The following is a 12,439-nucleotide window of genomic DNA, read 5'->3' as shown; positions in this document are numbered from 1 at the left end:
CATTACCGGGCGCGCCATCGCCCGCAAAGCCTCTCAACGGATGCCCCCCGGGCACTCAACCCGATACAGAGTAGAGTTTCTTCACCAATAAAATTGTAAAATTACTACGCTGCTATCAATTGAATCAAGTTTGTGTAATGACAACAAAGTTAATTGAACGTCCAAATAGTAAATTGTGGCTGGCGGCAATCAAGCCGCCCATGTACAGCGTTGCGGTGATTCCTATTTCAGTAGGAACTGCAATTGCTTTTGCCGAAACTCAAACGATTAATTGGTCAATTTTTTCGACATTTTTAATTTCAGCCATTTTGATTATAGCATGGCTGAATCTCAGCAATGATGTATTTGACTCGGAAACAGGCATCGATAAAAACAAAGCGCATTCTCTAGTTAATTTAACCGGAAATAAAACTTTAATTTTCGGGCTGGCAAATCTGTTTTTAGCAGTGGGAGTGTCGGGAATCTGCGCCATAAGCTGGTGGCAAAAAGACCCAACAGTAATTTTGCTGGTAGTTTTGTGCTGTGCTCTCGGCTACACTTATCAAGGGCCTCCGTTTCGTCTTGGCTATCAGGGTTTAGGGGAAATCATCTGCTTTTTCACCTTTGGGCCGCTAGCCTTAGCCGCTGCTTATTACAGTCAAACTCAAACTTGGTCTGCCACTAATTTTGCGGCTTCGGCAATCGTGGGAATTACAACGAGTATCATCTTATTTTGTTCCCATTTTCATCAAGTTGAAGACGATTTGGCGGCCGGCAAAAAATCGCCGATTGTTCGACTCGGTACGAAAAAAGGTGCTCAGTTGTTGCAGTGGTTGTGCGGCAGCGTTTATGCTTTGACTGTGCTATTTGTGGCTTTGGGAATGTTCCCAATTTGGACGCTGTTGATTTTTGGGAGTTTGCCATTTGCGATCGACCTTTGCCGCCATGTCACAGACTATCACGACCAACCGGGAAAGGTCAGCAACTCTAAGTTTATCGCAGTTACTCTGCATTTTTCGAGCGGATTGCTGCTGGCGTTGGGGTTTGTTTTGTAGATCGGGCGATCGAGAATCACGGTAAAATGGAGGTATGGTTTGCTAAGTTGAGAGAGTTGGTGGAGTTTGGTGACTTCTCAAAATCTTGTTTAATTCAGCAATCCGTACCTCATATTGAATCGTAAAAAAGGAGAATAAAAGCATGAGTACGCAAACAGAAATTGACAAAATCCTGAGCCTAGAAGAAATTATCCACTTATATCCTAGCGAGTGGGTGCTAATTGCTTACACTGAACTGGATGAGGATTTGAATGTACTTCGAGGTGAAGTTTTAGCACACTCACCGGATCGCGATTTGCTTTACAATAATGCTTTGTCAAGGAAGGGAAAATCGGTGGCAATAGAATACACCGGCCCTATCCCTGAAGACTTAGCAGCTATGTTGTAACAAAAATGCCAGATTATCAAAAAGCTTATCGCTTATTGCGTCACGGACGAAATTTGCTCGCGGTGCAAGCAACCATTGGTGGAAATAATGGTGACGCTACTGAGTATCGGGTGCGTTTATTGGTGGATACGGGAGCCAGCTATACAGTATTGCCAGTTAAAACATTAGAGGATTTGGGTTACGATACGCGCAATCCTCTACGCAGGCAAGAATTAGTTACAGGTCAAGGAAGAATCTCTGTTCCTGTAATTAATGTATCTTGGTTTAATTGCGTGGGTCAACTAATAGAAAGTTTTGACGTATTTGCCCACGATATACCGCCAAATGTTCGTATAGATGGTCTTCTGGGTATGGACTTTCTCATTCGTTTTCACGCAGTTATCTCTGTTGGCGATGCGGAAATTAGATTTCAGTAAATACGGCAATTATAGTAAGAATTGTATATGGAGAGATTTAAAAATTATCAATTTCACTATTCCTTAAATGGTAACACAAATCAGCAGACAATTTTATTTTTGCATGGATTCACTGGAAAATTTCAAGATTTTAGCAGCGTCATTTCCTTACTATCTAAAAGTTATTGCTGTCTAGCAGTTGACCTTCCCGGTCACGGAGAAACCAGAGTAATCGGCGACGAAAGTTGCTACAATATGACCAATACAGCCCAAGCATTAATCGAGTTATTAGATGATTTACAAATAGACAAATGTTTGTTGTTGGGCTATTCAATGGGCGGCCGATTGGCACTTTACATGACATTACATTTTCCTGAAAGATTCGAGAAAGTAGTGTTAGAGTCAGCCTCTCCGGGATTGAAAACAGAAAAAGAGCGATCGCACCGCCTGCAAGCCGATTTACAGCTAGCACAAAAGCTGGAAAATAGCAATATTAAAGATTTTTTATTCAACTGGTACGATCGCCCTTTATTCAAATCTTTAAAAAACTCTCCCAACTTCGACAAACTCATAGAAAGCCGCTTAGCAAACAATCCCTTAGAGTTAGCCAAATCCCTCCGCAACATGGGAACCGGCAACCAGCCCTCTCTCTGGGAAAAACTCTCACAAAATCAAATCCCTATCCTCTTGCTAGCGGGAGAATATGATGATAAATTTACAACTATAAATACCGAAATTGCCAAATTGTGTCCGGCCGCTCTTCTGGAAATTGTACCAAAAGCTGGTCACAATATCCATTTGGAAAATATTGATAAGTTTGTCACAGTTGTGAGACAATTTTATGATTAACTAAAAAACTAATGCTTTATCAATTCGAGTTTCGCACTTATCAGCGAAAATTTAAGCGACCGCTGCAAACAAGTCACGGAATTTGGGATATTCGCGAAGGAATTATCCTGCGGCTTGTTGGCGAAAATGGTCGAATTGGTTGGGGAGAAGTTGCGCCTTTGAGTTGGTTTGGGTCCGAAACTTTTGACCAAGCTTTAGATTTTTGTAACTCGTTGTCGGCTAATCTTTCAGAAGAGATGATTTTTGCTATTTCCGCCCAATTGCCGGCTTGTCAATTTGGCTTTGAGTCAGCAGTATCAAACTCTAGATCCCCCCTAATCAAGGGCGGGCACGGGGGCACCGCCCCTACTAAGGGGGGGACAAGAAATATTCTCAAAGTCCCCCTTACTAAGGGGGATTTAGGGGGATCTAGACTTCGCCTAAAATCGACATTGATTGCGGGTTCAGTCTTAAGCAGTCACCAATGGATACAGGCTGGGAATGAGGAAGAAAAAAATCGGTTCAGCGGTTTATTGCCAGCAGGTGAAACAGCTTTGCAGGCTTTACCAATACTTTGGTTAGACGGATATCGCACGTTTAAATGGAAAATTGGTGTTGCTGCAATTGAGGAAGAATTAAAGATGTTTCAGCAGCTAATCCAAGCAATGCACAATTTGTGCGATCGAGAATCGGCATTTTTGCGGTTAGATGCCAACGGGGGACTCAGTTACTCGCAGGCTACAACATGGCTGGAAGCTTGCGACAAGGTAAAAGCAACTCCCGACTTTTCTGCAGACATTGAATTTTTGGAACAGCCGCTGCCAGTAACACAGTTTCAGGAAATGGTAGAATTGAATGCTATTTATGCAACTCCGATCGCCCTTGATGAATCTGCCGCCAACCTCGATCGCATCCAAGAATGCTACAGCCAAGGCTGGCGGGGCATTTTCGTCATTAAACCTGCGATTGCTGGTTCTCCATCCCAACTGCGAAAATTTTGTCAAACTCACAATATAGACGCTGTTTTCTCATCAGTATTTGAAACCGAAATCGGCCGACAAGCAGCATTAAATTTAGCAACACAATTGTCTTTAAATAAGAGAGCACTCGGGTTCGGCACCGATTCCTGGTTCGATGACAATCATTCGATTTTAGATTTTAGATTTTAGATTTTAGATTTTAGATTACTCCCACGACTAAATCAAGCGGGTTAGGTAATTGTTTTGAATCGAGAAACTTGGTGAAAGCATCTATGGCAACAAATCTAACAGTAAATATCCTGGATATCGCGTCTGGATTCCCTGATAATTGGCTTATCGGTTGTGACAGTCGCGAATTTGCCCGAATTGTCGATCGGCTATTTCAAGAAATCACCCAAAATCCCGCACAAAAAACACCCCCAAAAATTTGCCTCGCCGAACCAGAACCAGTGCAATTTCTTGCCAGTTTCACCGCCGCCCGCGCCACCAAATGCCCGATTTTTCTGTGCAATCCCAACTGGGTAAAACCAGAATGGGAACAAGTCTTTGATTTAGTCCAACCAGACATATTTTTAGGACAATACCCGCTTCCCACCACTCCCTATATCCCAGTCCGTGAAGGCGGACTTCGTTTGTATAGCCGCGAATTCCCTTCGCAGACTAAAAGCGGTTTTGATACAATCATGATTCCCACCGGCGGTTCTTCAGGAAAAATCCGTTTTGCCATCCACACTTGGGAAACACTAACGGCATCTGTACAAGGTTTTCAACAATATTTTCAAGTTGACAAAATCAACTCTTTCTGCGTTTTGCCATTATACCACGTCAGCGGTTTAATGCAATTTATGCGTTCCTTTACTAGCGGCGGACGACTGGCAATTCAGCCATTTAAAGAATTAGAAAATGGTAAAATATGCGACATCGAACCAGAAGAATTTTTCATTTCTTTAGTTCCAACTCAACTGCAACGGCTGCTGCAAAACCCAGATACAGCTAATTGGCTGGGACGGTTTCGGGCCGTACTTTTGGGCGGTGCTCCCGCTTGGCCGGAACTTTTAGAAACAGCTAGAAACTATCAAATCAAATTAGCGCCCAGTTATGGCATGACCGAAACCGCCTCGCAAATTGCTACACTAAAACCCCAAGATTTTCTCGCTGGCAATAACAGTTCCGGTCAAACTTTACCGCACGCTCAAATAACTATTCGCAGTGCCAATGGCGATATTTTGTGCGACAATCAAATCGGAAATATTGCGGTAAATGCTAAATCTTTGGCGTTGGGTTATTATCCTGAACAATTTGGCGTTAGCCAATATTTCCAATTAGACGATTTGGGATTTTTTGATAAAAATAACTACTTAAATATCGTCGGACGCAGCAGCGACAAAATTATCACAGGTGGAGAAAATGTATTTCCGGCGGAAGTTGAAGCCGTTGTGCGATCGACTAATTTAGTTGCGGATATTGCTGTAATTGGCTTGCCAGACAAAGATTGGGGTCAAGTCGTTACGGCTATCTACGTTCCCGCTAATTCCGAAGTTACTGTCAAAAATCTGCAAGCGGCAATAGAAGATAAATTGAGCAAGTTTAAGCGACCGAAATATTGGGTAGTCGTCGAACAATTGCCGCGCAATTCTCAAGGCAAAGTCAATCGAGAACAATTGCAAGAAATTGCGATGTGTCATTGCCGGTGAATCGAGAGTATTAACCGGATTTGACATTAATTCCTGTAGGGGCGGGTTCACTAATATCTACAACACCAGTGAGAAATCTCACAAACCCGCCCCGGCCCGGCCCAATTCCCAATTCCCAATTCCCAATTAGTGCAAACCTAACAGCCTTCTCGTCCTCTCTGCTTCTTGTCTTTGAACGTCCACAAACTTCAACATTCGGTAAAGTACCTCTATTTGAGGCAACTTAATACCTGCTTGCTGTGCCACCCGTATCGGATTACCAAAAATCGCCTCAACTTCTAGGGGCCGCGATTCATCATAATCGATTTTCATGCTCGTGCGGTAAGGCTTCATTTTCTGAGTGTATTCGAGCATTTGTGGGATAAAGTCATCGGGAATAATGCGATCGCAACTTTTGGCTCCCGCTACCACTTCCCCCATCATTTCCTTAACTAAAATCAGAGTATCGGGATTAGCCATCAGTTCGTCAGTTCTCGCATCCAACACTACAGACAGCCCGTTATAAGGAATATTCCAAACCAGCTTTTTCCACCTTGACAATAGCAAATCTTCGCTCATTTTAATAGGAATATGAGCACGTTTAAAATCCTTAGCAATTTGGTGCATTCTATTAGTAATACCGATTGCTTTGTAGTCTTGGGCATATTCTCCGAGCGTGATAGTGCCGTAATCTAGATGGCAGATGTGACCGGGGCCAACTTTATAAGAACACAAAAAACACAGCCCGCCAACTACTCGTTCTGCACCGACTATTTTAGCTACTTCTGGTTCCGTATTCAATCCGTTTTGCAATACTAAAACCGCGCCGTTATCCTTTAATAAAGGAGGCAAAATTTTGGGCAACAAGTGATTTTGAGTTGTTTTCAGCGCTACAATTACTACGTCGCACTGAGGCATTTTGTGCGCGTCGTGGTAGGCGCGGACGTGGGGGAGGGTGAAGTCGCCTTCGGGAGACTCGACAATCAAACCGTGTTCTTTGACGTAATCGTAATCACTACGAAGCAAAAAATTGACTTCTAAACCTGCTTGTTGCAGTCTAGCACCGTAGAATCCCCCTAAAGCTCCCGTGCCCACAATGGCATAATTGCGATTTGACATACTATCAAAAACTCCGAAAAAATTCTCAACCTAAAAGAAATTAGACCCCGATCAAAAACGGATACCGTGCCGCGTACTTAAGTCGCGATCGGTCCCAAATTTTAGACCAAAGTTGAAACTCCCAGATTCAATGCTGCAAGTAAATCTAAAATCGACTGACTGTCATTCCCTGCTATTATTTAAAGATAAAACTAATCTGAAATCTCAATTTCAAATTTCCTCATCCACTGCATCAAGTCTTCCGATAGCTGTTTTCTATTTCGGCTAACTGCATCGATGCAGACGTGCTTAGTCAGAGCTTTAGCAGCGCTTCTTCCTGCAACTTCCTCAGAAAATACTTGATAGGCAATTTCAAATTCATCGCCAGTAACTTGTTTGGGCGTCAATTGAATTATCAGCCGATCGCCCGCAAACATTGGGCGATAAAAATCTACACTAGCATGAATTATGGGAAAGGCAACCTCGGGATTGCTGAAAAATGCTTTGAGATTGATTCCAGATGCTGCTAGAGATGCCTCGTAAGCTTCGTGGCACATCGCCAAAACGTTAGCAAAGTAAACGACTCCAGCAGCATCGGTATCTTGAAAGCGGACAGTGCGGGTGTAAGTGAAAGGCATTTGAGGTAGTAACGGGCGATCGCAAATTCGATCGCACTTTTACTAACCATCATATCGGTAAACCCGCACTTATGGAGAAGTTATCAGCTAAGTAAGCAGGCGCTAATTTTTTATATTGTAAAACTCGCTCTACTCACTCCTCCCCCTGATTTCTTAACCTTTGTTCTTAATCAACATCACGTCTATAATCTTGAGGGCAATATCTTCGGAAATTCCCAATGCACTGTAAAGATCGTTCAAAAGTTGTTCTTCTTCTTCTGAAACCTCGCCATCTGCTAAAGCGATATCAGTTGTGACAGCAAAAACTGTTTCTTTAAGTTCGTCGGGAAGCGTTGCCAAAGCGGCATTAAACAGTACCTCAACTCCTTGCCGTTGCATAATCATCAGCAGGCGATCGAGCATTTTTCTCATCACGTCATCGGGATAGCTGCGGAACAGTTGCATCCGAGATAGCGTCATGCTAATCGCTTTACTTTCGCTGTCATTGATGTAACCGTCGGCTGCTACAGCAATTAGCGCGATCGCCGCAAATGATTCGGCAGGCCCTAACGTTACTTCCGTTTCTTGGCGAGTCTGCGATACTTTATCAAATAAACCCATGATATTTTCCTCATTATTTAGTGGTCGATTTATGGAGTCAGGATGGGTTCTGGCTCTGGATGTTTCTTTGGGGATTTTGATAATTATATCAAATTTTTTTAGTCATTTATTATCAATAAAATTATGAAAAACTTAAGAATTTTTCTTTCGCTCTTAGGCGCTGCAGTGGCGGGTTTATTCAGCTCATGAATTGCCTTCCCATATTTCAGGTAAAACCCGCCCTCCCAGCGCAGACGATCTACTTGTGAAAAATGGCTAAATCTGCTTTCAGGAAATCAACAAACTGCCGCGCAGTCCTGCCCGATCGCCCGTTGCGACGAGTTGCCCATTCTTTAGCGCGGTGTTCCAAATCCTCAGCAGCGAGTTTGATTCCAGCAAGTTCTGCCAGATGTCGGACAATTGTTAAATAAGTGTTTTGATCGGCCGGTTCAAAAGTTAAAGTCAAGCCAAACCGATCGCTAAAGGAAAGTTTTTCCTGCACAGTATCCCAAGCGTGAACTTCGTCTCCGTCGCGGGGGCGAGGCCTGTCGTCAAAAAACTCTCGAATTAAATGCCGCCTGTTAGATGTAGCGTAAACTACCACATTTTGAGAGCGAGCAGTTACATTCCCCTCCAAAACAACTTTCAGAGCTTTAAAAGCATCGTCATCTTCCTCAAAGGAAAGGTCGTCCACAAAAATAATAAACTTTTGAGGAACTCCCCGCAACTGCTCGACAATTAGCGGCAAATCTTGCAAATCCGATTTAGATACTTCAATCAAGCGCAGATTGCGAGATCCAAATTCATTTAACAGCGACTTCACCAAAGAAGACTTGCCCGAACCGCGGCTGCCGTACAGCAATACGTGCAAAGCCGGATAACCTGCCAGCAAAAACTCCGTATTTTTCACCAAAGCATCCCGCTGCCAATCGCAGCAAACCAACTCTTTTAAAGTTATGCCATCGGGATGCGAAATATTCGCCAACTCCCCTCCCCGCCACGCAAAAGCGCGATATTCGGCAAACAAACCCGTGCCAAACTGTCGGTAATAAACGGCTAAAGATTCCACCGCGCTCGACCATTTTTCTAGTTTCCCGTGCAGCGGCAAATCTCCCTGTTCTGCTACAGTTTCTGAATGCCAAATCGGAGGCACTGCGTCAAGTTGACCCGCTACCCGCACCCACTTGCTCAACTGTTCGCTGCTGCATTCGTAAATATTTTGCAGCACTTCTAAATCATGTCGGGCGGCCTCCACCAAAGCGGGCGGCAAACTTGCAAAATCTGTTTGCTGTGCTCGGCGTGAAAAGGGGTTTTCGTTTTTGAGAATTTCGGAAATCAGAGAATCTTTCCAGGTTAAATTTTTAGCAGCCTGAAGTTTGAACCAGTTCCCGTAAGCTACCTGACATTCCAAACCGCTGACTTCGCTGTGGTGAAGGGCTTGCAGCAAATCGAGAAAAGCTTGACCTGCGGGGCTTTTGAGAACTGATTGGTACAGCAGCAGGGATGCTGCTTGGCGCTGGAGGTAACGGATTTGGGCGATCGCACCAGAAGTTAGGGCTGACATAATGGCAATTGTATAACGGTTACATATCCTGACTGGCTTTAATAAATTTTCTAACAATTTGTGACCGCAATTGCAGGTCTCGCTGTATAAACTTAGATGCAAAGAGTGAAATCTGGAGGATTAAAAATGAATTTAGGGACAGCAGCGGCGATCGGCTACGGCATTTTAACACTGGTTGGCGGCATCATGGGTTATATCAAAGCCAAAAGCCAAGCCTCGCTCATTTCCGGCTTGACTAGCGGTTCGCTGCTAATTTTTGCCGGCACCGCCCAGCTTATGGGACAAAGTTGGGGTTTAACATTAGCAGCAGCCATCTCCGCTGTTTTAGTAATAGTCTTTATTGTGCGCCTTGTTAAAACTCAAAAATTCATGCCGGCCGGAATGCTAATTTTAGCTAGCTTAGCGTCTTTGGGCGCGATCGTTTACGAAATCAGCGGTCAATATCAATAATCTGTTGACTGTTGACTGTTGACTGTTGACTGTTGACTGTTGACTGTTTTTAGTGGTCAGTGGTTATTTGTTAATTGTTAGTTGTTCGTTCTAATAACCAATAACCAATAACCAATAACCAATAACTACTAACAAATAACCACTGACCAATGACTAATGACTAATGACTAATGATTGATGACTGCATCAACATACTGCTGAACTTCCCTGAGTTGCTGCCGCTGGCATTCGATCCAATCTTTTTCCGCCGCTCGCTGTTCTGGCGTTTCTTTCTGATACCGCGCCTGCTTCTCTAGAAAATTATTGTAGAATTTAATCGCTTTTTCAACTGTTTGAATTGCCAGTTTCATGCGCTCCTCGAAAATTGCTATAATCACATTATCCAGGATTAATTCAATCACTTTACAGGAATATTCAAAATCGACCAAACTGATTCCCATCTTGCTTTTATGAACCAGAGTTTCTACAGGTTCTTTCAGCGTTTCTTTAAAACTCTTCATATAAGAATCCGGCAAATATTTCAGTGGCTCCGTAAACTTCGATACAATCTCCCTGCCTATTGATTGTAGTCGCTCTCTAAATTTATACTGAGTTTTTAGGTCGAAGCATTCAATACAAACTTCTATTTTTTCTATATCAATAGATTGTAATTCTTGAAAAATTAAACTTAGTTCATTCTCCATAATTACAATCACTCGCTCTGCCTGGGAATCCACTTCATTCCGCAACTCTTTGTGCAAATTATCTTTGTCAAAAAAACCAATAGTATTTCTTTGAAATCCTTGAGGGTTTTTATCCCACAAAAACCACTGATTTTTTAACTTAGTAGCCTTGTCGCTCCAAGATTGGCGAACTTTAACAACAGCATCATATTTTCCCTGTTTTCCTAAACTGCGAATTCTCACATCGCATCCGCTTAGTTCGCCAATTTGCTCCCAGACATCAACAGGCGATGCTCTAGCAATTCTCGGCTTGCTATTCCAGACATCCTCAGCCTGAGATACATCTTTGAAACATACCTGAAGTAGCCCCTTGAGTCTGATGGCAGATTGCTTAATTTCGTCAATACAAGGTTCCACATCTAAACTGAGTTGGGTAGCTGACTGTTTAATCTCCACGGATTGATATTCGTCTGCCAACAATCGATCGCTAAACAGGGTAATAGCCTGGAATGCCTTGAGATACTCATTCATTTCCTCTCATCCCTCGTTTCCCTAAACAGCATACAATACAGAACATCTGCCTTTTTGAATGGAAACTGAGCCACAACATGGATTATATATTCACCCCTGCAACTCAGGCGCGACTCAATAGCGGCAACCTAGTACAGCCTGCTGCAAAAACAGGAAAATTGCTCCCGGCAGCTAGAGATCCGGTGACAGGGGAGTTTGTGGAAATTGCAAAAATCTTTTATCAATCAAGAAGTGAAACTCTATCCTCGCGCACAGTTATAGGATTGCTCGCACAGTTAGTCGGAGGTGGCCCCATACAGCCGCTGATAGCTCCCGTGTACGTGACACAGGCGCCGTTGCAGGTTGCTCAAACTCATCAGGGGTTTCAAAAAATATACAGAATGCTTAACTCTCTGAAAATTAATTTGGCCGTGATGCAAGCGACTGCTGCTGTCATTGGTATTGGCGCTGTATCCAGCACAGTTTTGTCAGCAGTAAACCTCAACCAAGTATTAAAAATCCGAGCAGAGGCAAAGCACCAGAAGCTAAAAATTAAAGACGGATTTATCGATCTCAGACACATCCTCAAAGATAGGGGAGTAGAGGTGATCCAGCAGATTTTTAAGGTGGCGCACGACTCAAGTTTTGAAATGCACCGCCAGAAACTGGTTAACGGTTACGATATTTTTTCTAAAGCTATCAAACGCTGTCAGTCAGCCCTGACAGTGCCAGATATTAAACTTCGGAATTCCGAAATTAATAGCGGGCGGGATATGCTGTTTGATGCTTTAAAAATTTATGATAATCCTAGTTTGTTGGAGGATCTCTGTTCTGCCGGAAAGCTCAGGCAAATGGAATGTGTTTGGGCGATCGAGCAGGCGATCGGGGTCACGTTTCACTTGCAGCGCGCCTACGATATGGTGAGCGATCGCCTGCGGGAACTCCAATCAAAAATTTGTCAAAATCTTCTAACTGTTGTTAAAGGATGTCAATCCGAACCCGAACTAGATTTTTTATTTCCCGAAGTTACTAGGATTCTCGGTCATGATTTAAGTATAATAGAATTTTGGCAAAATGAGGTTGATTGGATGCAAACTTTGTCTCCAAAAGAGCAGCACCAGTTAGCTAGTTTAGATAAACTCACCGGCGATAGTTTAAAAAGCAGCGTGTACACTACATTCGCGGTATTAGCTGCGGAACCTTCACTTTATGAAAGTTTAAAGCAAAAGTCTCACTTTCTATCCTTGCGCGACCAGCTAACCTTCGCTGTGTCGCCGGAAATCCGCCGGAGATACGAAGTTTATGTCAGCCAGCAGGCGATCGCTACTGGCTATCAAGCTTTAGCTGCCTCGAATTGGCAAGAAATATCCGATTTAACTGTGGCTAACCTCTACTACTTTTTTCAAATCCGAGAGAACTCAACTGAAAATTATCCAACTGAGGACGAACTCGAAACGCCTTATTGGCACTTTCCCCCCACCTTAAAAAACGAGCTGAACTATACCAGTTAAATGACCAATGGCTAATGATATCATGTACGATCTAGCGATTAAAAGGGCGGGTTTTTGAGATGGGAGATTGTTGGCAGATATTTTTGGTGAGGGGAGCCCCTACCGTATTAGGGGTAATCGACCGGAATT

General features: G+C 43.3%; 13 protein-coding genes. 8 read left to right on the top strand and 5 right to left on the bottom strand.

The annotated features are described in order from the left end of the window. Positions 1-137: 137 nt before the first annotated feature. The 6 genes from menA to OSC7112_RS27380 all read left to right on the top strand — a co-directional run bounded on the left by menA (position 138) and on the right by OSC7112_RS27380 (position 5,319). The gene (menA, locus tag OSC7112_RS27405; protein WP_015178934.1) at positions 138-1,034 is read left to right on the top strand and encodes a 2-carboxy-1,4-naphthoquinone phytyltransferase; all 897 of its coding nucleotides are present in this window, start codon (positions 138-140) and stop codon (positions 1,032-1,034) included. Positions 1,035-1,176: 142 nt separating this feature from the next. Next, positions 1,177-1,422, top strand: a complete 246-nt coding sequence (locus OSC7112_RS27400; protein ID WP_015178933.1) for a hypothetical protein — start codon at positions 1,177-1,179, stop codon at positions 1,420-1,422. Positions 1,423-1,427: 5 nt separating this feature from the next. Next, complete coding sequence (locus OSC7112_RS27395; protein ID WP_015178932.1) at positions 1,428-1,838, top strand: retropepsin-like aspartic protease family protein; 411 nt, start codon at positions 1,428-1,430, stop codon at positions 1,836-1,838. A gap of 27 nt (positions 1,839-1,865) precedes the next feature. Then, on the top strand, positions 1,866-2,666 hold the full coding sequence (gene menH / locus OSC7112_RS27390; RefSeq protein WP_015178931.1) for a 2-succinyl-6-hydroxy-2,4-cyclohexadiene-1-carboxylate synthase: 801 nt from the start codon (positions 1,866-1,868) through the stop codon (positions 2,664-2,666). 11 nt (positions 2,667-2,677) lie between these two features. Continuing rightward, positions 2,678-3,814 (top strand): o-succinylbenzoate synthase, encoded by a 1,137-nt coding sequence (locus OSC7112_RS27385; RefSeq protein WP_015178930.1) that lies wholly within the window; start codon positions 2,678-2,680, stop codon positions 3,812-3,814. 83 nt (positions 3,815-3,897) lie between these two features. After that, a complete protein-coding gene (locus tag OSC7112_RS27380) occupies positions 3,898-5,319 on the top strand; it encodes a 2-succinylbenzoate--CoA ligase (RefSeq protein ID WP_015178929.1) in 1,422 nt (473 codons plus the stop codon). Between the two features lie 126 nt (positions 5,320-5,445). On the opposite strand, the gene OSC7112_RS27375 is transcribed toward OSC7112_RS27380, so the two are convergent. The 4 genes from OSC7112_RS27375 to OSC7112_RS27360 form a co-directional block, all read right to left on the bottom strand. Continuing rightward, the gene (locus tag OSC7112_RS27375) at positions 5,446-6,417 is read right to left on the bottom strand and encodes a putative 2-dehydropantoate 2-reductase (protein WP_015178928.1); all 972 of its coding nucleotides are present in this window, start codon (positions 6,415-6,417) and stop codon (positions 5,446-5,448) included. 191 nt (positions 6,418-6,608) lie between these two features. Beyond that, the gene (locus tag OSC7112_RS27370; RefSeq protein ID WP_015178927.1) at positions 6,609-7,034 is read right to left on the bottom strand and encodes an acyl-CoA thioesterase; all 426 of its coding nucleotides are present in this window, start codon (positions 7,032-7,034) and stop codon (positions 6,609-6,611) included. 153 nt (positions 7,035-7,187) lie between these two features. Further along, entirely contained in the window at positions 7,188-7,634 is a 447-nt protein-coding gene (locus tag OSC7112_RS27365) for a tellurite resistance TerB family protein (protein WP_015178926.1), read from the bottom strand. A gap of 238 nt (positions 7,635-7,872) precedes the next feature. Beyond that, on the bottom strand, positions 7,873-9,177 hold the full coding sequence (locus tag OSC7112_RS27360) for an ATP-binding protein (protein ID WP_015178925.1): 1,305 nt from the start codon (positions 9,175-9,177) through the stop codon (positions 7,873-7,875). A 126-nt stretch (positions 9,178-9,303) separates the two neighbouring features. Between OSC7112_RS27360 and OSC7112_RS27355 the strand changes: the two genes are divergently transcribed. Then, entirely contained in the window at positions 9,304-9,627 is a 324-nt protein-coding gene (locus OSC7112_RS27355; RefSeq protein ID WP_015178924.1) for a TMEM14 family protein, read from the top strand. A gap of 167 nt (positions 9,628-9,794) precedes the next feature. Here OSC7112_RS27355 and OSC7112_RS27350 read toward each other — a convergent pair whose 3' ends face one another. Continuing rightward, entirely contained in the window at positions 9,795-10,820 is a 1,026-nt protein-coding gene (locus OSC7112_RS27350; RefSeq protein WP_015178923.1) for a hypothetical protein, read from the bottom strand. 77 nt (positions 10,821-10,897) lie between these two features. On the opposite strand from OSC7112_RS27350, the gene OSC7112_RS27345 reads away from it, so the two are divergent. Continuing rightward, entirely contained in the window at positions 10,898-12,310 is a 1,413-nt protein-coding gene (locus OSC7112_RS27345; protein ID WP_015178922.1) for a hypothetical protein, read from the top strand. Positions 12,311-12,439 lie beyond the last annotated feature (129 nt).

The sequence above is a fragment of the Oscillatoria nigro-viridis PCC 7112 genome (assembly GCF_000317475.1).
In the GTDB taxonomy this organism is placed as follows: Bacteria; Cyanobacteriota; Cyanobacteriia; order Cyanobacteriales; family Microcoleaceae; genus Microcoleus; species Microcoleus nigroviridis.
This window is presented reverse-complemented; position numbering and strand designations above follow the sequence as displayed.

Excerpts from the sequence above, each read along its gene's own strand:
- menA (WP_015178934.1), top strand. The coding sequence starts at position 138 with ATGACAACAAAGTTAATTGAACGTCCAAATAGTAAATTGTGGCTGGCG.
- OSC7112_RS27400 (WP_015178933.1), top strand. The coding sequence starts at position 1,177 with ATGAGTACGCAAACAGAAATTGACAAAATCCTGAGCCTAGAAGAAATT.
- OSC7112_RS27395 (WP_015178932.1), top strand. The coding sequence starts at position 1,428 with ATGCCAGATTATCAAAAAGCTTATCGCTTATTGCGTCACGGACGAAAT.
- menH (WP_015178931.1), top strand. The coding sequence starts at position 1,866 with ATGGAGAGATTTAAAAATTATCAATTTCACTATTCCTTAAATGGTAAC.
- OSC7112_RS27385 (WP_015178930.1), top strand. The coding sequence starts at position 2,678 with ATGCTTTATCAATTCGAGTTTCGCACTTATCAGCGAAAATTTAAGCGA.
- OSC7112_RS27380 (WP_015178929.1), top strand. The coding sequence starts at position 3,898 with ATGGCAACAAATCTAACAGTAAATATCCTGGATATCGCGTCTGGATTC.
- OSC7112_RS27375 (WP_015178928.1), bottom strand. The coding sequence starts at position 6,417 with ATGTCAAATCGCAATTATGCCATTGTGGGCACGGGAGCTTTAGGGGGA.
- OSC7112_RS27370 (WP_015178927.1), bottom strand. The coding sequence starts at position 7,034 with ATGCCTTTCACTTACACCCGCACTGTCCGCTTTCAAGATACCGATGCT.
- OSC7112_RS27365 (WP_015178926.1), bottom strand. The coding sequence starts at position 7,634 with ATGGGTTTATTTGATAAAGTATCGCAGACTCGCCAAGAAACGGAAGTA.
- OSC7112_RS27360 (WP_015178925.1), bottom strand. The coding sequence starts at position 9,177 with ATGTCAGCCCTAACTTCTGGTGCGATCGCCCAAATCCGTTACCTCCAG.
- OSC7112_RS27355 (WP_015178924.1), top strand. The coding sequence starts at position 9,304 with ATGAATTTAGGGACAGCAGCGGCGATCGGCTACGGCATTTTAACACTG.
- OSC7112_RS27350 (WP_015178923.1), bottom strand. The coding sequence starts at position 10,820 with ATGAATGAGTATCTCAAGGCATTCCAGGCTATTACCCTGTTTAGCGAT.
- OSC7112_RS27345 (WP_015178922.1), top strand. The coding sequence starts at position 10,898 with ATGGATTATATATTCACCCCTGCAACTCAGGCGCGACTCAATAGCGGC.